The organism is Candidatus Ulvibacter alkanivorans (genome assembly GCF_003333325.1).
Lineage (GTDB): Bacteria > Bacteroidota > Bacteroidia > Flavobacteriales > Flavobacteriaceae > Ulvibacter_A > Ulvibacter_A alkanivorans.
On the sequence record NZ_QOLC01000088.1, the window covers coordinates 1 to 20,766 of the forward strand.

Here is a 20,766-nt window from a genome sequence, read left to right on the forward strand (position 1 = left end):
GTTGATCGGCTTGAACATAAAATATCAGTTATTTTTTCGAAGCTAAATAATACCTTATCGGTAAATTTACCTTTAGAGCTTTTATACGTAAATCTTCGGAAGAAATAAACCCACGAATCATAACACTGTTTATTAAATGAAAGTATTATGTAAAGCAGAAAAGGAGCAGTAAAATTACTGAACACCGGATTTTTAGTGTAAATCAATAAGATCTTACCCTAATACATAAAGACGTTATTGTGTAATTTGAAATGTCGTTCACAAATCGGGGGCTACTACTTGGCGTGAATTTAAACCTCAGCCATGGCTTTCACACCTTGTAATTGTCTGAATTTCGAAGGTGACATACCTGTTTTTTGTTTAAAAACACGGTTAAAACTGGTTTTTGACTGAAAACCACATTCATAAGCGATACTTAATAGGGTGTATTTTTTTTCTGTGTCTTCGATGAGTTTCTTTTTTACTTCGGAAACTCTATAGGTATTTATAAAATTGTAGAAATTCGTTTGAAGGTGCTGATTTAGTAATTCTGATAATTTTTTATCGGTAATGCCTAGTTCTTTAGCTAATTCGGAAAGACTTAAAGATTCATTTAAGTATGGCTTTTTCTCATTAAGAATTTCATCAAGTTTTAATTTTAATGCTGCTATTTCTTCTTCTGAAAATACATCGAGTTGACGCGTTAACTTGGGTGAATTTTTATCGATTGATACATTAGAGTTCATGTTATTCGAGTCTTGATTACTAGGTTCTTCTAATAAGAAATTTGGCAATAGTATTTTAGATTGAAACATGCCTTTATATCCTAAAATGCTATATAGAACTATTATACACACGGCTATGATGGTGCCAATATTCCATTCAATTCTAGGAAATATAAGCTCATAAATTGAAAAGATACTATCCAGTATCACAATAGTAAATAAGCCTATGATTAAATAATAAATCCAGTCTAGGTTACTACTCTCTACAAAAGAATAAGTCTGTCGTCTAGCTCTTTGAATCCGTCGCACTAACTTTAACGATATAAAGATATACGTAGCGAAATAGGCGTTCTCAATTAGGTTTATATAGTCTGCGACAGCAACATAGTTGCTGTGATAGTCTTGAAAGACGCCTAACGTCATACTTAAAGCAATGGGGGCTGAAAGCAATGATAAATAAAAAAAGTAAGGGGATAGATGAAGTAAAAGCGGTTTAGTAAAATTTTTCGATGATTGTACTAGTGATCGAACATAGAAAAGTAATATCGGTCCAAGTAAAAAACCAGAACCACTTCCAAAAAAAAGTGCCACACCTCCTAAAATTCTAGATCTGTGCAAATACGCGTAGTAATAGAGTAAGAAGAATATAGCGTTTAAAAAAAATATGGAGAGTAGTTTCTTAGACGACCCGCTATTCGATTTTAACAAGAATAGAACCAATAAAAATAGCAGGGACATCCCTGCTATTAATATAAAGTCTACAAACATAGTCCATTTTTCCACGCCGAAAAATAGCATATAATTTGTAAAACACAAAGTGATTTTAGGTTTTGACTCCTATAATTTTATAAACTTCAGAGGTTCATGACTTCCCACTTTTAAGAGATATATTCCACTTTGTAAATCTGTAACCGGAATCGTTAAGTTTTGGTTCAATTTGTGCTTTGAGATCTCTTGGCCCAACGTATTATAAATCACAACCGATTCTCCGATGAGATTGTTGGAAGCTTTAATATTGATTACTTCCTGAGTAGGATTAGGGTAGATGCTTATAGACGTTCGTGTATGATCCGGGATAGCAAGTTCTTCATCAACAATTTTTATTAAATAATTATCTCTAAAGTCTATGGCTGTAACCTCTGTAGACTCGAAAGGATTTGGGTCGATATCCACGGTATTTCCAAATTGGGCTGCTAAGTAAATGTTATTTTGATCGTCAACACCTAATTGGTGCGTATCTATAAAATCGACGCCTCCAAATTGATACGCATTGATAAACATACCATTTGAATTTAAGATAGATATAAATGCATCGGATGCATTGACCGACTCCTTTGTTAGTTCGAACACATCATTTACATCCGGATCAAAATCGGCAGTTCCACCAAAATAACCAACGGTATGTACATTCTCATTTGGTCCAACGGCAATGTCGTATGCAAATAAGGGATCAGTAGATGTGAGATGTCTTGCCCATGCTATGGAACCGTCTGCCAGAACTTTTAGAATAAAACTATTGTAGGCTGCTGTGCTTGTAAAAGTATATTCTCCCGATCCGGAGGTAGGATCGAAATTTACGGTACCGTTAAAGTGTCCGGTGAGGTATACATTGTTTTCGGTGTCAGTTGTAACCGCATAAACGATTACTTCACCACCTTCGGTAAGCACCACATTGGTAATACCTCCCAAACCATCAACTTTGATAGAGTAGCCGGCAAAACCCTCGGTGGCAGTCACAAAATATTCTTCACTCGGGCGCGGATCTAAATCTGACGTTCCTTCGAAAAATCCTGAAATATAAATTTCATTACTATTTTTCACTTCCATATCTAGTGCTAAGTCCAAGTTAGTTCCTCCATAACTATATACATTTACAAAATCTCCGGCACTATCTAACTTCAGTAGAAATGTGTCGCTTGCACCTTGACTCGTTATAAGAACTTCTCCTAAATTGGGATCAAAATCGGCTGTTTCATATAGGTATCCTAACACATACACATTACCCAACTCATCTACACCTATATCGGTTGATTCTTCATAATCAGCTCCACCAACACTTTTAGCCCACATAAATGCACCATCACTATTTAGCTTTAGAATGAAGACATCCCCCCCGCCTTGGGAGGTTAATAACCATTCGTCTGCACCAGGGTTGAAGTCCACGGTATCATCAAAATACCCTGTAATGTAGACATTCCCTTGATCATCTGTCGTAATACCGGTACCATAATCGAACATACTTCCTCCTACATTTACGGCCCATTCTAACGTTCCATCTGCATTTGTCTTTTGAACAAATACATCATAGAATCCATTTGAAATTAGATTAAATTCACTACTGGTGATATCGAAATCTGCAGTGTCGGTAAAGTATCCAGTCGTATAACTGTTACCGTTCGCGTCTACGTGCATTTTCTTAATTACATCTTCCCCCGCTCCACCAAATGGACCTCCCCACTCGAATGATTGTCCAATGGTCGAAATGGATAAACAAAGACAAAAAAGCAGTACGCTAAATTTTTTATTGATCATGTTGAAGTAATTTTAATTAGAATAATTTTTAAATGTTACAGAGCAAATAAACCAATAAAAAAAAGCAAAAGTGCTCCATTGGAAGCAGTGAAACCTATTAGTAGAATTGCAAAAGACATCATAATCAACATAGTAGCTTGGACGAGAAATTTTTTTTCGGTTCAGCTATTTTTTAAGTTAATCTCACATAGCTACGCACTGTAGAACCGGTCATCAAAAAAAAACAACTCCTTGTGGCCAAAAAAAAAGCTTCAGATAAACTGAAGCTTCCTCGATTATGAAAAGAAACTGCGAACTAAGCAGTCTTACCGTAGACCTAAGCGGCCAAGTGTTTGGAGATTCCGAAGAAAATCAAACAGTCAAAAAAAGAATATACTACTATGCCTAAAAGGTCTAATACATTAGCGGTGGCATAATCTATAAAATCGTTCACTCGAACCAATCTCGAATACTTGCTTTATTTTAGAGGAAGATGTTGTAATTACAACTGTTTGGAGATAACCTAAATTAAGGTTGTGAACACCGAAAATTTCTTTCGATATACTTCTCTTGAAAAACATAATTAATTGGTCGTTGTTAGTTGCTGTCTAAATTACTAAAATTTATAATGCTTTTTTGTAGCTAAATTCTGATATTGAGCTTTTTCAGAGTATTCTTACAAAAATGAAGGGTTATTTTCTCCAGAAAAAAGCTGGATCAATTATTTGCTTGTGTCTTTACCATCTTCTATAAATTCTTCAATCGCTTCTTTTTCGTCTCCGTTAAGCTTTGGGTTGGGTGGGGTTTGGACTTTTTTTTTAAGATGGATCTCGTAATACATTCCAAAATGGTCGCTACCAAAATATTGCGATCGCTCCATCACATCTACATAAAGGTCTTTAGTGTGAAACAAATGATCTAGCGGAAAGCGCATAAAACGATAGCCTGCATGATAGGTAGCATAAAACCCTCGTCCCACTCTTGGGTCGATCATTCCTGTCATTCGTTTGAATAGCCGTGTGACTCGTGACCAAACCACATCGTTCATATCCCCACAAACAACGGTGGGCTTATCGATCTCACGTATATGTTTTCCAACCAACATTAATTCTGCATCGCGTTCTTTACTAGTTTCGTTTTCGGTTGGGCTTGGCGGTGCTGGGTGCAAACAAGCGAAGAATACGGTCTGCTCATTATTCAATTGATATTCAAAATAGATAGAGGGAACATCTTCTTCAATATGATAATTTACAGAAGGATCGATCAACTCTTTTTTAGCGTATAAATGCATTCCGTAATAATTCTCCAATGGGATCTTTACCGAATACGGATAGGTTTTCTCTATTTCTGAAAGTCCCTGCTCCCAATCTTCGTTCGATTCCATCGTAAGTACCAGATCGGGATCGTAGTGAGAGATCTCGTCTTTAAACTTCTGAAAATTGGTATTGGTCTGCAATACATTGGCTGCAAAAATTGAAACCATCCCATCGCTAGGACCACTAGGTCTTCGTCTTGGATACATTGCGCTATATGGAAATACTTTGAACGCTTGATAAACGATCACAGCAACTAAGCATCCTAGCAGTATCCAACTAAAAACGGTCCAATCTTCTTCCAACCACAAAAATAAACCGAGTAGCAGGAATTCTATTGCCAAGGTTTGCAAACGCACAAAATCGGGAGTGCGAAAGAACCAATGTGGATTCTCCGTAGCAGGAAGAAAGGGGCTTATTATAAAAATGATAATGAGTATGTACAAAATCATAAGTATAAAAGTAGGTAATTTTCCATCTTAAATTAGGTATTTTTGCAGTTCAATTTAAAAAATAGTAGAATCGGGATATGATCAAAAATGATGCGACCTTAGCGTTGTCCAAGACAGAGATGAAAGAGTACGGTTACAAAGTGATCGATGCGATCGTCGAACATTTTGAGACGCAATCAAACAAATTGCCTGTCGCATTGGCGACTCGTGAAGAAATGGATCACACCTTTTTGGAGCAAGCTCCCGAACTGGGAGCTGATGCCGATGAAGTCTTGGAGTTTGTGTTACAAAAGGTGATGACAAAGAGCTCGATCGTCTCGCACCCTAAAATGTATTCGTTTGTCCCGGGACCCAGCAACTATATAAGTACGATGGCCGATACCCTAGCGACAGGATTTAATGTTTTTTCGGGCGGATGGACAGCTTCTCCGGCAGCGGCCGAGATCGAGATTGTCACTATGAATTGGTTGCTTGGCTTATTCGGATTTCCCACAAAAAAAGGAGGTGGAATTTTCACGAGTGGAGGTTCGATGGCAAATCTAACTGCTATTGTAACAGCGCGTCAAGTGAAATGTGGCGAAGATTTTTCGAAAGCCGTGATCTATTTGTCAGATCAGGCTCATTCTTCCAATATAAAAGCGATTCGAATTGCCGGTTTTTCGCGTAAACAGATTCGTATCATTCCAACCGATTCTGAATTTAAATTCGCACTCAACAAACTAAAGAATGCCATAGCGAAAGATCGTTTAAAAGGACTGCAACCATTTTGTCTAATTGCAACGGCCGGAACTACCAATACAGGAACGGTCGACCCACTTGCGGCCATGGCCAAGATCTGTAAATCTGAAGACATTTGGTTTCATATCGATGGAGCTTATGGTGCTGCTGCGGTACTTTCAGAAAAAGGGAAGAAGGCGCTCAAGGGAATTGAAAAAGCAGATTCACTTACGGTCGATCCACATAAGTGGTTCTTTCAGCCTTATGAAATTGGCTGTTTGCTGGTGCGAAATCACAAATGGCTTAAATCCACTTTTACAGAAAAACCGGAATATTTAAGAGACGTAGAAGGAAATCCGTCGGAGATCAATTTCTTCGATCATGGAATTGAACTTACGCGTAGATTTCGCGCGTTGAAATTCTATATGTCGATTAAGACATTCGGACTCAAAGAATTTCGTAAGGCGATTAGCTACAATATTGAAATTGCAGAAGCCACAGAATCTTATCTTCGGAAAAGTCCGAATTGGGAAGTCACATCTCCAGCAACCTTGGCGGTTATAAATTTCCGGTATAATCCTATAGGGAACCAGCTTTCTGAAAAGAAATTGGATGCCTTAAATCAGTATATTTCTAAAAAAATGGTGGCTTCTAACGAATCGATGTTAGTAACGACTGTGCTCAACAAGCAGGTAGTGTTGCGTATGTGTCTTATTAATCCGCGTACCACTTTTCAAGATATAAAAGAAACGCTGGAAATGTGTGAACAATTTGCAGAAGAAAAACCGCTCACTTGACCAAAGCAATAGATAAAGATATTGTAATTATTGGAGGTGGCGCTGCAGGCTTTTTCACTGCCATCAATATTGCCGAGAATAGTCCCGGCGCACGTATTCGCATTCTCGAGCGAGGTGCTGAGGTGCTTACAAAGGTAAAAGTTTCAGGAGGCGGGCGTTGTAATGTGACGCATGCCGAATTTCTTCCGAAGGAATTAGCAGCCAATTATCCACGAGGGGCCAAAGAATTGTTGGGTCCTTTCCACAAATTCATGACAGGTGATACCATAGAATGGTTCGAAAGTCGAGGTGTAGCACTAAAGATAGAGGAGGACGGACGTATGTTTCCGGTTACCGATAATTCGCAGACCATCATAGATTGTTTTACTTCGGAAACCGAGCGCTTAGGCATAGCGGTCAAGCGAAACTGTTCGGTAAAACGTATCCTAAAAAAGGATGATGGATGGGAGCTCGAAACAACCAAGGAGACACTCTCTGCACAAATTCTTGTTGTTGCCACCGGAAGCAATCCGAAGATATGGCAGCAGCTAACAGCGTTGGGACATACTATTGTGCCGCCCGTCGCTTCTTTGTTTACTTTTAATATTAATGATGCGCGAATAGACGACCTGCCCGGCGTAGCGACAAATGCCTCGGTGGAGGTCCTTGGTTCACCTTCCGATGCGGAGTCGGAGGAACATGTTCTGAACAATAAAAAACTTCAAAAGCTAAAAAGCGTACTACACGCGCAAGGACCTTTGTTGATCACACATTGGGGCATGAGTGGACCGGCAATTTTAAAGCTTTCGGCGTGGGGAGCACGTATCTTGGCACCTTTACAGTATAAATTCCTGATACGGGTGAATTGGCTTACCGATGTTTCCGAAGAAAATTGCAGCACCCGACTACAGGAAATTAAAGATACCTTTCCGAAGCAAAGCTTGTATACGCATGCACAATTCGGACTTCCGAAACGCTTATGGCGAAATATTTTGATTGGTTGTGAAATTGTGAAAGACGAACCCTGGGCAGCTATTTCGAGAAAGCAGCTTAGAAGGATCGCCGTTGCATTAACCGCTTCTATTTTTAAAGTAACAGGAAAGAGTACCTTTAAGGAGGAATTTGTTACCGCGGGGGGTGTGGAATTGACCGAGGTGCATTTTAAGACCTTTGAAAGTAAATTGCATCCCAATCTGTACTTCGCCGGCGAGGTGTTGAATATTGATGCGATTACCGGCGGATTTAATTTTCAGAATGCATGGACCGGTGGTTTTATGGTGGCTCAGGCAGTTTCTGAAAAGTGCTAACAACCAATTAAATTGAAATGCTCTTTAAGCGCGTTTCCGAAACACAAAAAATAGCAACACAGCAATTACGACGATGCCTATGAGCCAATACCAAAGCGGACTGGTTGAATTTATTTCCAAGGGTGTAGTATCGCCCATCAATACCAAACCGGCCCAATATTGAGGAGAGGCCACACGCCCTTCTGCGGTGCTTAAGTAATCTAATTTTGCCAATCTTAGCGCCTTGTCTTTAGGGATTCCCTCAGCCAGATGATCATAGAAGGACGAAATAATGGCAGCGCTGGATTGTTCGTCCACCTTCCAAAGACTGGTTAAAATACTATTACTTCCGGCATAGTTAAACGCATGTGCCAGTGAGATCATACCTTCACCTGCTTGATAGGTGGGTTTTCCCGTTTCGCAGGCCGTTAATATAGCCAGATCTGAACTTAGATCATAGTTATAGATCTCATAGGAGTACAATGAATTATTATCTACGGAAGCATCACTTGAGAGGTCCTTTGCAAAGATAAGTCGGGACAATTCCGGACTCACATTGTTAGATTCGGCGTGGGTGCCAATGTGAATGATCTTGTTTTCACTTGCTGAAGTAAGGAACAGTTGTTTTGAAGCATTTTCATTAAGATAGGAAGTGCCGTCAAAAACACGCGCATATTTTTCTGCTACTTCGAGGCTGAAGGGTTGTGGGAGCAAGGTTAGGTAGGATTTGTCTAAGGTGACCGAATCGGTAATTGCCATTTTGTAATCATCTTTCATCTTTCCGGTAAATTCAGGGACGAATGCAATGAATTCATTTTTAAAAAGCATGGGCTCTTCCGAAGTACCTAACATTAAAAGGCTAAAATTATAGGAGATATTATGTCGAGCCAGCAGCGAATTATCTGTGAGCTCTTTAAAAGTAACGATTGATTGTGGGGTAAGCATTTCAAAACTTAGATTGAAAAGTGGACCATCGGGAATAATAACCACATTTTCGGTAGTCACATGCGCCTCGATAGGTTTCCAAACGGTATTGTACAATCTGTTCAATGGTTGACTCACTGCGGCGATTTCGAATGTTGCTTCTTGGAGTTTTAGAATGTCTTCCGCTATATTTCGGTCATTTAGTTGTATCATTCTTTTTTCTGAAGGCGTGATCACAAACGCATATAAATTATCTTCCACGTATACATAGCGAACAACGGTAGTGTTATCGGGAATGTCGTCGTAACGAGATGCGATCGATTCTTCTAGAGTACCATAACGCATTGTATAATAGTTGGGGTAGCTGGTTTTAAGAGAATCTAGAAATGCGTTCCACGCTCGCTGGGTGTCTAGAAACGTTGAAAAATTAGCTGTTTCAGAAGTAAGCGAAGATGAAAGTGCACTTTTCAAACTTCTTTCTCTGTCCAATACCGATTCCGGGATATTCTTAAATGCTATGGTATTCCGAAGATTTAAACGTGATCGAATGCGATTGTAGATCGCCGATTCGTGAAGGGCAATAGCATCATTAAGATAGGATTCATCACCTGTTATTCGATACAATTCGAGACGTAATTTCTTGGCAAAACTGAATAGGTCGTGGTTCTCTTCTATCAACAAACTATAATCTTCGTAAGAGCTAATTATACGTTTGCGTTGCTCTAGTATTTCTAATCCGTCATCAATTTGATTGGAAAGCATACGTAGAAAAGCTTCGTCATGTTGTGTTTCCAAATTATACTTTGCCTTAGCATTAAGCAATAAGGAACGAGGTCTGGAATACTGAACAAAGATCGAATCTATAGGATTCTTTAGAACGGCCTCTACTTTAAATTCACTCGCCGCTTCACTAAATTTTAATGCGTTCTCATAGTCTTTAAGATCATAGTAGATTTCGGCTAACGTAATTAATCCTTTTTGTTCTTGGATCGTATTTTTAAAGCTCCCGGAGGTAGTAACTTGTTGAAGTTCTTGCGCCAAATTTACGGCGCGTTCTTGCTCCCCGTTCGTGGCATAGAAAAGTGCCATAGTACTAAGTTCTAGTAAGTACTCATTGTTATAATTGCCTTGTAGCACTTCTCTATAGAGCAATTCACCACGATCAAATAAACGTGCTGCTTGGGTTATTTCTCCTTTTTGCTCGTATACTTTAGCCAGTGTTGTTAAGGCGGCGGCGTGCCAATAGAATTGAACTACTAAGCCTTCTTCTATTTGACGGATCGCGTCTTTTAATAGTTGTTCAGCACCTTCTAGGTCTCTAGTGTTTAATTTGGCTTGCGCAAGAATGATCTTTGAAATAACTACATTGGGGTCGTTGTCATTCTTATCTTTTTTCTTTTGTAAATAGGAGTAGGTGATAATTTCTTCGGCCTTTTTAAATTCTCCTATGGCGTTGTAGAACACCCCTAAATTATCGATAGCGACCAACTGATTCCCCCTAGCTGCCATTCGCAATTGCTCATCTACTTCTTTATCAATATATTTTTGAAAGTTCGTAATGGCCGATTCCGAATATTGAATGGCCTCATGGTTCTTGCCTAAGATGTTAGATACGACTGCCATATTCATTTTAACCAACGCCGGACGATAATAGGTGTTTATTGGAGTGTCGTCGGTTTTGGTAAGCGCTTCTAAAGATTGATTGAAGTAATAATTGCAACTATCCATTTTCCCTTCACGCCACATGAGTCCGCCAAGCGCATTGTTTATTTGTTGAGAGAAAACATGGTCTACCTTGTTACTGGACTTGACTAATCGATTCGCACGTTGGTAGTGTATTTTAGATAGTGGATAATCCCCCATGGCAGAAGCATAATATCCTAGATTGTATTGTATGTCAGCTTTAGTGGCTCCTTTTTCTTCCGTTTGTGCTTCTGCAAAGCGATAGGCTTCTTGCAAGGCTTCAAAAGCTTTTTCTGGTTTTCCTGTTTCACTGTAGATCCAAGCCAATTCCTTTAACGCTTGTTTACTAATACCGGGGTCTTGGTGCTTTTTTAGTTCTTCAACAAATGCTTTTGCTCGTTTTAGTGCAGTGTTCCAGTCGTTGTTAGCAAGTGTATAACTTCCTACAAATTCCACATAATAGGGTAGGGTGTCATATTTTTTTTTACTTCGGAAAGTGTTGAGCTGCGATTCAAGCTCCAGTGTAGCTGCCGCTATTTTACCTTCGTTAATTAGCTGCCGAAGCTTTTGGACCCCGTTAATAGTGTCATGTTGCGAATACCCAGAAGTAGTTAGAAAAAACACTGAAACCACAAGTAAGATCTGAAGGTACAATCGTTTTTTCATAGGTGTTAATTTTAAAGGTTTGCTAGTACCTTTTTTGCCTTTTCGGTAGCACTTAAGGAGAGATGTTTTTTCGCCAATATTAAATCCCCGGCTTTTAAATAGGCCATACCTAAATAGTAATGAGCTTCTTCTTCAAAAATGCTGTTGTCGAAACTTTCAGATTGTGTAAGGTATGTTATTGCTTTTGTTTCATTATTGTTAGCTAATTCGGCCACCCCTAAAAAATAAGCAAGTGTGTCGTTATTGGGTTTCGCTTCGTAAATTGGTTCCCATTTTGCGATAGCGCTTGCATACGCCTTCCGCTTATAATCAACCATAGCTTCGTAAAACGCATAGTCGTTTGTTGTACTCATGGTGGTAGGCAGACCGGGATCCGGAGTAAAATGTGAAGCAAATAGCCTTTCATGATCAGATCCTTGGTTCATCATCCAAAGCACTCCAATCGCAACAATGAGAATTGCCGCGACGGCATAGGCAAACGGGCGATAGTTTTGATGGTTTCGTTCGGCTTTTTCAGTCGAAAGATTTTGGTGGTATCCTTCCATTTTTTCTGCAAGTATGCTGCTTTCAATTGCCATGATCGTATCGCGAATTTCGGCTACTTTTTCGGAAAGCGCAGGCTCGTTCCTTAATCGTATTTCAAACTGAACCTTATCAGTTTCAGAAAGCGATTGATTAATATAGGCTTCGATTTGCTCGAATTCTTCTTGTGATATGTCTAATGGTTCTTTCATTTAATCTTGCTGTCCGGTAAGCGACCGTAATTTTTGTATACAACGATATTTTTTATTGCGAGCAGAGGCTTCCCCAATATTGAATTGAGCCGCGATCTCACGAAGCGATTTCTTTTCAAAATAGAACACCTCTAAGAGTTCTTTACACTCTTTACCTAATTTTTTAAAGGCTTGCATGCCTTTTGCCCTGCGTTCTTGCTGCTCCAAATCCATTTCATGAGGCATATCGGTTGAAGTGTCTTTTAGCTCAAAGACATCTGATAGTGACCCTGTCTTTTTATAGTGAGCAGAACGCAGATGATCCATCCACTTGAATTTGGCGATTTGGTATAAATACCCCTGTAAGGCCGTTTCGTTGCTGGGGGTAAATTTCCCTTCTTTCACGTTTTGCCACATGGTGATAAATGCTTCTTGATAAATGTCCTTAGCTTGGGGCATAGTACCGTTGTTTTTTAAGATATAACTTTCGGTCTTGAAATAATTTTGATGGTACAATTGCTCGAGTACAGTTTCATTGTTTGCTTGAACCGCTTTTACTAATTGCAACTGCTTGTCTATGTGTATTACTTTCCCCATACCGTGTAGTATAGGGAAAGATACTAAAATTTTTGTCGCGACAGTCGCCTTCGGAAATTCTCAAATTACTGTTCTATTTCAAATTGCGTCCAATCGTTAGAGTTCATGCGTTGATCTGTGTTAGGGTTGTATAGACTATTATCGGTGCCAAAATAGGTTCCATCTTTTCCTACCCAATAATACTTATTGCCCATCGGAACACTGTAATGCTCACCAGAATTATGGTTGGCAATAGTGATCGTTTCATTGATTCCGCTAATGGTTTTACTGTGTCCATGGCTATTAATATTACTCCTATTCAAATAGCCGGCATGACTTATGTCTGATATTTCACTGTATATCTTTCCTGTTTCCAAGATTGCGTTTCCTCTTGCATTAATGGCCGCCATACGTTGCTGGTGAGCTGCATTACTAACATTAGCACGTTGCATTTCTTTTTGGTTAAATGCTGCGATCCACTGCGGATTGTATTCTACATGCTCCAAACCGTAGATAAAAGCCTTCTTCGCAGTTTCAAAGTCTTGCGAACGTGCTTGAAGATAGTTGCCGTAAAAGCCCCAATAGCTTCCAAACTGCGATTGATCATTTATTACATTGATTACCGTAATGTACTTCATGCCATTGGTGTCTTTCCATTCCAAGGCATAAGCCTTCGTTGTTTGTTGTGATGGAGCATATTTCCATAGACGATCTCTATAATTTTGTGTCACTTGTGCGACACGAGGTAATTCGTAAGTGGTGAGCAATGTTCTATTGGTCTGCTGTGCAGTAGGCATAAAGAATTCCTGTATAATTTGCTGAAGACTCATAGGCGGACGGTTATTTCCACCGTATTGGCCGTATGTAAAATTCCGACCAAATTCACCGCTTACTTTCAAGTTGTTCGGCCCTTCAAATTTAAACTCACGATTGTTTGTCAATTGTTTCCATGAAGAGGGGAACGGAATCGTGCTAGATACCATGTTTGCTTTAGGATCATAATTCTTAAAGTAGGTGATTCCATTCGTGCGTTGATTGTCGTCATCGTTCGATTTGTCCATGGTGTTTTGTTGTTCGTATTCTTGTGGTATCATTGTATTGGTTTCTGAGTAAGCTGCATCGTTCGAAGCTTCTTTGGCATCATTATTTGGAAAAAAACAACCGGTCTGTAGGAAGCTTATAGAAAGCATGGCTAAAAATAATTGCGTTTTCATGATATGAGGATGTTTGGTTTGTCACTTCATCGAATAATCTTTAAAATGTCATCAATTATTTCTTAGAAGTAGGCTACGCTCTATAATGTTACTGTTTAATTAGTTTAAGGGTCATGGTCTTTCCTTCGGAAGAGCGAATATTTATGCTATAAATACCACTTGAAAGGTTGAGCCCGAATGTTGCTCGACTGGTATTATAAAATCTTTCCGAAGCGACTAATTTTCCCAATACCGAGTGCACTTGTACTTCCCATTGCGAATGTGTTGCGCCTAGATCAATGGTGAAATGACCCTGCGATGGATTTGGAAAAATGATAGGTTTGAGAAGGTCATTATTTTCTGAAATGCCTAATAAGGAAGCATCTGCTAAGAAGACCCAATAGTCCTCAAGACCTTCACTGTCCTCGTCTTTATCTCCAGAGATAGGAGAATCTGAGGTGCAGGCAATTATGTAATTGGTGCCTGGTAATTGTTGAAGGAATGCACGAGATTCATCGCCACTTCCACCTAGCGTGTTTTGGCTTCCCAAGCCACCCGAACTGTCTAAACGTAGGATCCAAAGATCATAACCACCGTTAGAGTCATCCATTTTATCTCCTGAAGCATTTGAATTGGAGTAGCCTGAAATAAGAAATCCGCCGCCATCAATCTCTGCAACATTGGTAAGAAAATCAATGGCACTACCACCAATCGTATTTTGCCATGTGATCTCACCCATCTCATTTAATTTCACCACCCAGTAATCCTCAACACCTTGAGAATCCTCGGTCTTGTCACCCGAAGCATCCGATTTTGAATAACCACCTATTAAATATCCATTATCACTGGTTTGAATAGCATGTCTTACGAGCTCAAGATCATTTCCGCCAATGGTATTATCCCATTGAACCACACCATTACTATCCAATTTTACGACCCAATAATCGATATCGCCAATAGCGTTTTCAGTCTTGTCACCCGATATGTTTGAAGTTGATCCACCTGCCATTAAAAATCCGCCATCGCTTGTTTCAAAAGCTGCTTGCGGCCTATCGATCAAACTGCCACCAATACTGTTTTGCCAAACAATATCGCCACTACTATCCATTTTAATTGCCCAGAAATCACGCTGGCCATTACTTGGGTCGGTCTTATCACCCGAAACGGAACTATCGGAATATCCTCCGGCAAAATAGCCGCCATCGCTTGTTTGCACCACTCTTGCATCGAAATCGGCAGCATCACCTCCGTACGTGCGTTGCCACTCTATGTCTCCGGCACTATCTAGTTTAAGGATCCAATAATCTAATCCACCTCTAGAATTTTCGGTTTTATCTCCCGAAATATCACTGTCTGAACCGGCACCTACAATATATCCTCCATCGGTAGTTTGTTCTATTGAAAGTGCATAATCATCGCCGTTGCCGCCAATGGTGTTTTGCCATGCGATTTGTCCCATGTCATTTAATTTTACGATCCAAAGGTCTAACCCTCCATTCGAATCTTCTGTTTTATCCCCGGATATATCCGATTCTGACGTTCCTGCGACGATAAAACCTCCGTCATCGGTTGCCGTTAAGGCTAATGCTAGGTCTAACTCGCTACCACCAATAGTGTTTTGCCATTGTATGGATGCATCTTGGGCAATTCCTGTTATACTGCCGGCCATTAAAACGGCGATTGTAATAAAATTTTTCATGATCTTGAATTTTTGGTTGTCTACATCATCATCGTCCAAGAATAGTTATGTCATCAATTCGTATATAAAATTTTACCGACCTTGGCTTTTGCGTATATTTGCTTCTGAAAATTCACTTCAATGACAGAAGCTCAATTCCTGCCGCAATCTTATTCAGAAATGCCAGAACAGGGGAGTGTGACTTGGCGTGCTCCCAGTAATATTGCGTTGATAAAATATTGGGGAAAACACGGAATTCAACTGCCTAAAAATCCGTCTATTAGTTTTACGCTAAGTAAGAGTCATACGACGACCACTGTCTCTTTTCAGAAGAAAAAAAACAACGACATCACTTTTGAAATTTGGTTTGAGGGGAAACCAGCACCCGAGTTTGCTCCAAAAATTCAAACCTTTTTAGAACGAATAGAGCCTTATATGCCCTTGGTAAATGCGTATTCGTTTAAGATCGAGACCTCTAATTCGTTTCCACATAGTAGTGGTATAGCATCTTCTGCCAGCGGAATGAGTGCGTTGGCGTTGTGTTTAACAAGTATTGAGCGTTCGATAGCAGGCGTCGAAATGACCGGTGCAGGGTTTAATCAAAAAGCATCTTTCTTGTCGCGTTTAGGTTCGGGAAGTGCTTGTAGAAGTATAGAAGGAGAATTGGTTGTTTGGGGAGCCCACGATTCGATCGAAGGCAGCACTGATCTCTACGGACTTCCATATCCATACGAAGTGCATTCCATTTTTAAGAACTTTCAAGATACGATCTTGTTGGTGGACAAGGGAGAAAAACAAGTTAGTAGTACGGTAGGTCACAATCTAATGCATGAGCATCCATTTGCCGTACAGCGATTTCAACAAGCTAGCGACCAACTTTCGAGGCTAGTTCCGGTTTTAGAGAAGGGAGATCTTCCCGCATTCATCAACATAGTAGAAAGTGAAGCTCTGTCGTTGCATGCTATGATGCTAACATCTAGCCCTTATTTTATTTTAATGAAGCCCAACACATTGGAGATCATTAATCTAATTTGGGAATTTAGAAAAACTACAGGGAGTCATATTTGTTTTACCCTAGATGCGGGCGCGAACGTTCATGTATTGTACCCCGAAAATGAGAAGCAGCAAGTTTTGGCTTTTGTTAGATCGGAATTGACACAGTTTTGTAAAAATGGAGAGTATATTGAAGATGTAAGCGGGAAAGGTGCACAATTGATAGCCAATAAGTTGTAGTGTTTATAAGTACTTCAAAAACCTGATAATTTTAGATAACTTTCAGAAAATATAATTGGTAATACTGTATCTTTGCGGTATAATTATGGTTTTGTGTTAAAATGCTGTACATTTAACATACTAAAATAACACTATGCGTGGTCCCCTTTTCTATTCTAAGATCCTTCTATTTGGTGAATATGGCATCATTAAAGACTCTAAAGGATTGTCTATACCGTATAACTTTTACAATGGCGCGTTAAAGATCGATGCACATAAAACGGTAGGTACTCATAAATCCAATGACAATTTAAATCGTTTTGCGACGTATTTAGAAACACTTCAGAAAGAGCAACCTGAATTGGTTCATTTCGATCTGAAGGCGATGCGTAACGATATTGCAGAAGGCTTGTATTTTGATTCTAGTATTCCGCAAGGCTACGGAGTAGGCAGTAGCGGTGCTTTGGTGGCTGCGATCTATGATAAATATGCTACGGATAAGATCACGGTACTTGAAAATCTTACACGCGATAAATTATTACAATTAAAGGCAATTTTTGCAGCCATGGAGTCTTTTTTTCATGGGAAGTCCTCAGGACTAGATCCGTTGAACAGCTACTTAAGTCTACCGATCTTGATCAATTCTAAAGACAATATTGAGCCTGCGGGAATCCCGTCTCAGACCGAGAACGGGAAAGGAGCGGTCTTCTTATTAGATAGTGGCACCACAGGTGAAACGGCGCCTATGGTACAGATCTTTATGGAGAATATGAAGCAAGAAGGTTTCCGAAGCATGCTCAAAGATCAGTTTGTAAAGCATACCGATGCTTGTGTAGAAGATTTTCTTCAAGGTGATGTAAAATCGTTGTTTGGCAATATCAAACAATTGTCGAAAGTGGTTTTGGACAATTTTAAACCCATGATCCCAAAACAATTTCACACCTTGTGGAAGAAAGGGATAGAAACCAACGCCTATTACCTTAAACTTTGTGGTTCGGGTGGTGGAGGCTATATGCTTGGATTTACCGAAGATATCGATAAAGCACGAACGGCCCTTAAAGATTACAAGTTAGAAGTGGTATATAACTTCTAGCCCTCTCTTTTTCCCTAAAATTGGAGCTGTATGCTAACTAGAAAACAAAAACACTTTTTAATAAAGTCTTTTAGTTTGTTTTCTATTGTTCGAGGGTATAACATCTTAGTTATTGTCATCGCACAATACCTTACTTCTATTTATATTTTAGCGCCTCATCTTCCTGCAAAACAGGTATTATTCGATTTAAATCTATTAATGCTGGTGTTGGCTTCGGCAGCTGCGATCGCGGGAGGATACATTATTAATAGTTTTTACGATAGTGAAAAAGATCTTATTAACCGTCCACAAAAGACCATGCTCGATCGTTTGGTGAGTCAGCGTACCAAACTATCCGGCTATTTCATTTTAAATTTTGTTTCGGTGATCTTTGCGAGTTATGTTTCATTTAGAGCGGTAGTGTTCTTTTCGCTTTACATATTTGGCATTTGGTTGTACTCTCATAAATTTAAAAAATATCCATTCATCGGTAATATTATTGCTGCGACCTTGGCGGTAATTCCGTTTTTTGCAGTCTTTATTTACTATCGGAATTTCGACCTTGTTATTTTCGTGCATGCTACCTTCTTGTTCTTACTTATCTCTATGCGGGAGCTCGTGAAAGACCTAGAAAACCTGAAAGGCGATCTAGCACAAGAATACCATACCATACCTGTTGTATATGGCGAAAAATTATCGAAAAAAATGCTTACGGTGCTGGCTGTACTCACTGCTATTCCTACCTATTTTTTATTGACTCGTTTTGAGATCGGTTATATGAATATTTATTTCTTCGGAAGTATATTAGGATTACTTCTATTTCTGGGAATTCTTTGGTATTCTAAGCGTAAACTTCATTATGTGATTCTTCATAACATTTTAAAATTGATTATTGTTATTGGTGTGTTCAGTATTGTTTTAATTGATGTCGATTTGCTTTTGAATCGTTTTTTGCTTAAAATTTAACACCAGGGTCCATCGGTAATTTCAGAAGCAGAATTCCTATCTTTAAAACATGAAAGATCCAAGATTCCTTACAATCGCTATGGCTCAAATTGCTCCGGTTTGGCTTAATAAAGAAGCGACCTTAACTAAAATTAAAGATCAGATTTCGGAAGCAGCCAAACAAAAATCCGAGCTAATAATTTTTGGCGAAGGGTTGCTTCCCGGCTATCCTTTTTGGTTGGCGCTAACTGGTGGAGCAGAATGGGATACCCAATTAAATAAATCGCTACATGCACATTATGTTCGCAATGCAATTACCATTGAAAATGATGAACTGGCCGAGGTGTGCGCTATGGCAAAACAACATCGCATTGCGATCTATTTAGGCCTTATAGAGCGCCCAAAGGACAGAGGCGGGCATAGTATTTATGCCTCATTGGTCTACATTAACACCGAAGGAGTTATTGCATCGGTTCATAGGAAGCTGCAACCCACCTACGACGAACGATTAACTTGGTCTCCGGGCGATGGTCACGGCCTTCGAGTGCATACATTAAAACAATTTACCGTTGGCGGACTTAATTGTTGGGAGAATTGGATGCCGCTACCAAGAGCTTCGCTCTACGCGCAGGGCGAAGACCTGCACGTGGCCATATGGCCCGGCAGCGACCACAACACAAAAGACATTACACGTTTTATAGCAAGAGAAGGTCGAAGTTTCGTAGTCTCGGTTTCGGCATTAATGACCAAAGCCGATTTCCCGACGAACACACCTTACTACAACCAAATAATTGAACATGCACCCGAAATATTGGCCAATGGAGGCAGCTGTATAGCAGCGCCAAACGGCGAATGGGAAGTAGCACCCATCATTAATAAGTCGGGGAATTTTTATCATACCATAGACTTTAACAAAGTCTTAGAAGAACGACAGAATTTCGATCCGGTTGGGCATTATTCACGTCCCGATGTCACTAAATTGATCGTAAATAGAGAACGACAATCCACATTGCAAATTAAGGAGTGAGTGCATTTTTGTTAGTACACACCTTAAACGTATTGGTGACACTAAGTTATGGCTCCATTCTTCGTACTTGGAAGTTTATTATAGTATCTTTGCAAAAAATATAGAAAATGAGCAGACAGGATAAAAGTAGTAAAGGAAAAGCTTCAGGGCGGGGAGGAAATAATACGAAAAAGCGAAGCAGTGCAAGAGGAAACGCTCCATTTAAAAAAGAGAACACCAACAAGCAGTCAGGACGACAAAATAAAATGAGTGGAAAGTCTACTGCTTCAAAAAATTCTTCCGAAGGAGGAATACGTCTTAACAAATACATTTCTAATAGCGGGATCTGTTCCCGTAGAGAAGCCGATACCTATATCGCTACCGGCCTAGTTTCAGTAAACGGGAAGATTATAAATGAAATGGGCTATAAAGTGCAATTAAGCGATGATGTGCGGTTTGACGGTAGACGAATCAACCCCGAACCGAATGTATATGTATTACTTAACAAACCTAAAGGCTTTGCAACGACCACCAGCGAGAGTAAAGGACAAACCGTTATGGACCTTATCGCAAATGCAACCTCGGTGCGTGTAACGCCCATTGGAAGATTGGGGAGAAATGCAACCGGCCTTTTGTTCTTTACGAATGACGATAAATTAAAGGAAAAATTGAGCAAAAAAGGGATGGAGCGCTTGTTTCATGTAGAGCTCGATAAGAATCTTAAAGCAGACGATCTACAGAAAATTTCCGAAGGACTTAGCGTAGACGGAAAGACTATAGAAGTAGAGGAAATAAGTTATGTGGATAACGCACCTAAAAAGGAAGTTGGCCTTAAGATCAAACATATGGGTAATAGCGTGATTCGCACTATCTTCGACCACTTGGGGTATAATGTGGTTCGTGTAGACTGTGTAACCATTGCTCATCTTACTAAAAAAGACCTGCCACGAGGGCGTTGGAAGATCCTTACCCAAAAAGAAGTAGAGCTTTTTTCTATGCTATAAAATTTTCTTAAAACCTTTGGCGTTTTAAAAAATAGATTACATTTGCCGCGATTTAGCTGAACAAATTGAATCGTGTTTCTACGTTCGGGCTTTTGAGGATTAGGAAGTCATATTCAAAAGCAGTCTGCCAGGCAGTCGACCGAAATTTAAAGCTAGCTTCCGTTTTCTATTCTACCGTAGTATGGGGTCCTGTAATTAAAACAGGTAGTCCGACGCATCGATTAGCCTATTGGCTTACTCCCTTCCGTATCTGATTATAGCAGTTAAATTTTTGTTATATCTCGATAGTTTTCAAGGTATTCCTATTTAACATGTCTAAATTTAGTTTCCACTAT

General features: G+C 39.6%; 15 protein-coding genes. 7 read left to right on the plus strand and 8 right to left on the minus strand.

Annotation, left to right across the window (positions count from 1 at the left end):
* Nucleotides 1-290: 290 nt before the first annotated feature.
* The 3 genes from DWA30_RS08765 to DWA30_RS08775 all read right to left on the minus strand — a co-directional run bounded on the left by DWA30_RS08765 (nt 291) and on the right by DWA30_RS08775 (nt 4,980).
* Nucleotides 291-1,127: a helix-turn-helix domain-containing protein gene (locus tag DWA30_RS08765; protein WP_168421761.1), complete on the minus strand. Its 837-nt coding sequence runs from the start codon at nt 1,125-1,127 to the stop codon at nt 291-293.
* Nucleotides 1,128-1,541: 414 nt separating this feature from the next.
* Entirely contained in the window at nt 1,542-3,236 is a 1,695-nt protein-coding gene (locus tag DWA30_RS08770; RefSeq protein ID WP_114492168.1) for an SBBP repeat-containing protein, read from the minus strand.
* 700 nt (nt 3,237-3,936) lie between these two features.
* Complete coding sequence (locus DWA30_RS08775; protein WP_114492169.1) at nt 3,937-4,980, minus strand: endonuclease/exonuclease/phosphatase family protein; 1,044 nt, start codon at nt 4,978-4,980, stop codon at nt 3,937-3,939.
* A 77-nt stretch (nt 4,981-5,057) separates the two neighbouring features.
* Here DWA30_RS08775 and DWA30_RS08780 point away from each other — a divergent pair, with 77 nt between their 5' ends.
* Nucleotides 5,058-6,494 carry a pyridoxal phosphate-dependent decarboxylase family protein gene (locus DWA30_RS08780; RefSeq protein WP_114492170.1) on the plus strand — a complete coding sequence of 479 codons (1,437 nt, stop codon included), beginning with the start codon at nt 5,058-5,060 and terminating at the stop codon, nt 6,492-6,494.
* On the plus strand, nt 6,491-7,780 hold the full coding sequence (locus DWA30_RS08785; RefSeq protein WP_245933885.1) for a BaiN/RdsA family NAD(P)/FAD-dependent oxidoreductase: 1,290 nt from the start codon (nt 6,491-6,493) through the stop codon (nt 7,778-7,780). The genes DWA30_RS08780 and DWA30_RS08785 overlap by 4 nt, the downstream gene beginning before the upstream one ends.
* A 24-nt stretch (nt 7,781-7,804) precedes the next feature.
* Here the strand turns inward: DWA30_RS08785 and DWA30_RS08790 are convergent, their stop codons facing one another.
* From DWA30_RS08790 to DWA30_RS08810, 5 genes are all read right to left on the minus strand, one after another.
* A complete protein-coding gene (locus tag DWA30_RS08790) occupies nt 7,805-11,032 on the minus strand; it encodes a CHAT domain-containing protein (protein ID WP_114492171.1) in 3,228 nt (1,075 codons plus the stop codon).
* 11 nt (nt 11,033-11,043) lie between these two features.
* Nucleotides 11,044-11,766, minus strand: coding sequence for a hypothetical protein (locus tag DWA30_RS08795; protein ID WP_114492172.1), 723 nt, complete (start codon nt 11,764-11,766; stop codon nt 11,044-11,046).
* Nucleotides 11,767-12,342: an RNA polymerase sigma factor gene (locus DWA30_RS08800; RefSeq protein WP_114492173.1), complete on the minus strand. Its 576-nt coding sequence runs from the start codon at nt 12,340-12,342 to the stop codon at nt 11,767-11,769.
* A gap of 65 nt (nt 12,343-12,407) precedes the next feature.
* Nucleotides 12,408-13,535, minus strand: a complete 1,128-nt coding sequence (locus DWA30_RS08805; RefSeq protein WP_114492174.1) for a hypothetical protein — start codon at nt 13,533-13,535, stop codon at nt 12,408-12,410.
* Between the two features lie 88 nt (nt 13,536-13,623).
* Complete coding sequence (locus tag DWA30_RS08810) at nt 13,624-15,213, minus strand: T9SS type A sorting domain-containing protein (protein WP_114492181.1); 1,590 nt, start codon at nt 15,211-15,213, stop codon at nt 13,624-13,626.
* A gap of 120 nt (nt 15,214-15,333) precedes the next feature.
* Here DWA30_RS08810 and DWA30_RS08815 point away from each other — a divergent pair, with 120 nt between their 5' ends.
* The 5 genes from DWA30_RS08815 to DWA30_RS08835 all read left to right on the plus strand — a co-directional run bounded on the left by DWA30_RS08815 (nt 15,334) and on the right by DWA30_RS08835 (nt 20,431).
* Nucleotides 15,334-16,425 (plus strand): diphosphomevalonate decarboxylase, encoded by a 1,092-nt coding sequence (locus tag DWA30_RS08815; RefSeq protein ID WP_114492175.1) that lies wholly within the window; start codon nt 15,334-15,336, stop codon nt 16,423-16,425.
* A 133-nt stretch (nt 16,426-16,558) separates the two neighbouring features.
* A complete protein-coding gene (locus DWA30_RS08820) occupies nt 16,559-17,497 on the plus strand; it encodes a mevalonate kinase family protein (RefSeq protein ID WP_114492176.1) in 939 nt (312 codons plus the stop codon).
* Between the two features lie 30 nt (nt 17,498-17,527).
* Nucleotides 17,528-18,442 carry a geranylgeranylglycerol-phosphate geranylgeranyltransferase gene (locus DWA30_RS08825; RefSeq protein ID WP_114492177.1) on the plus strand — a complete coding sequence of 305 codons (915 nt, stop codon included), beginning with the start codon at nt 17,528-17,530 and terminating at the stop codon, nt 18,440-18,442.
* Between the two features lie 49 nt (nt 18,443-18,491).
* Nucleotides 18,492-19,448: a carbon-nitrogen hydrolase family protein gene (locus DWA30_RS08830; protein WP_114492178.1), complete on the plus strand. Its 957-nt coding sequence runs from the start codon at nt 18,492-18,494 to the stop codon at nt 19,446-19,448.
* A 107-nt stretch (nt 19,449-19,555) separates the two neighbouring features.
* Nucleotides 19,556-20,431, plus strand: a complete 876-nt coding sequence (locus tag DWA30_RS08835; protein ID WP_114492179.1) for a pseudouridine synthase — start codon at nt 19,556-19,558, stop codon at nt 20,429-20,431.
* The last annotated feature ends 335 nt before the right edge of the window (nt 20,432-20,766 follow it).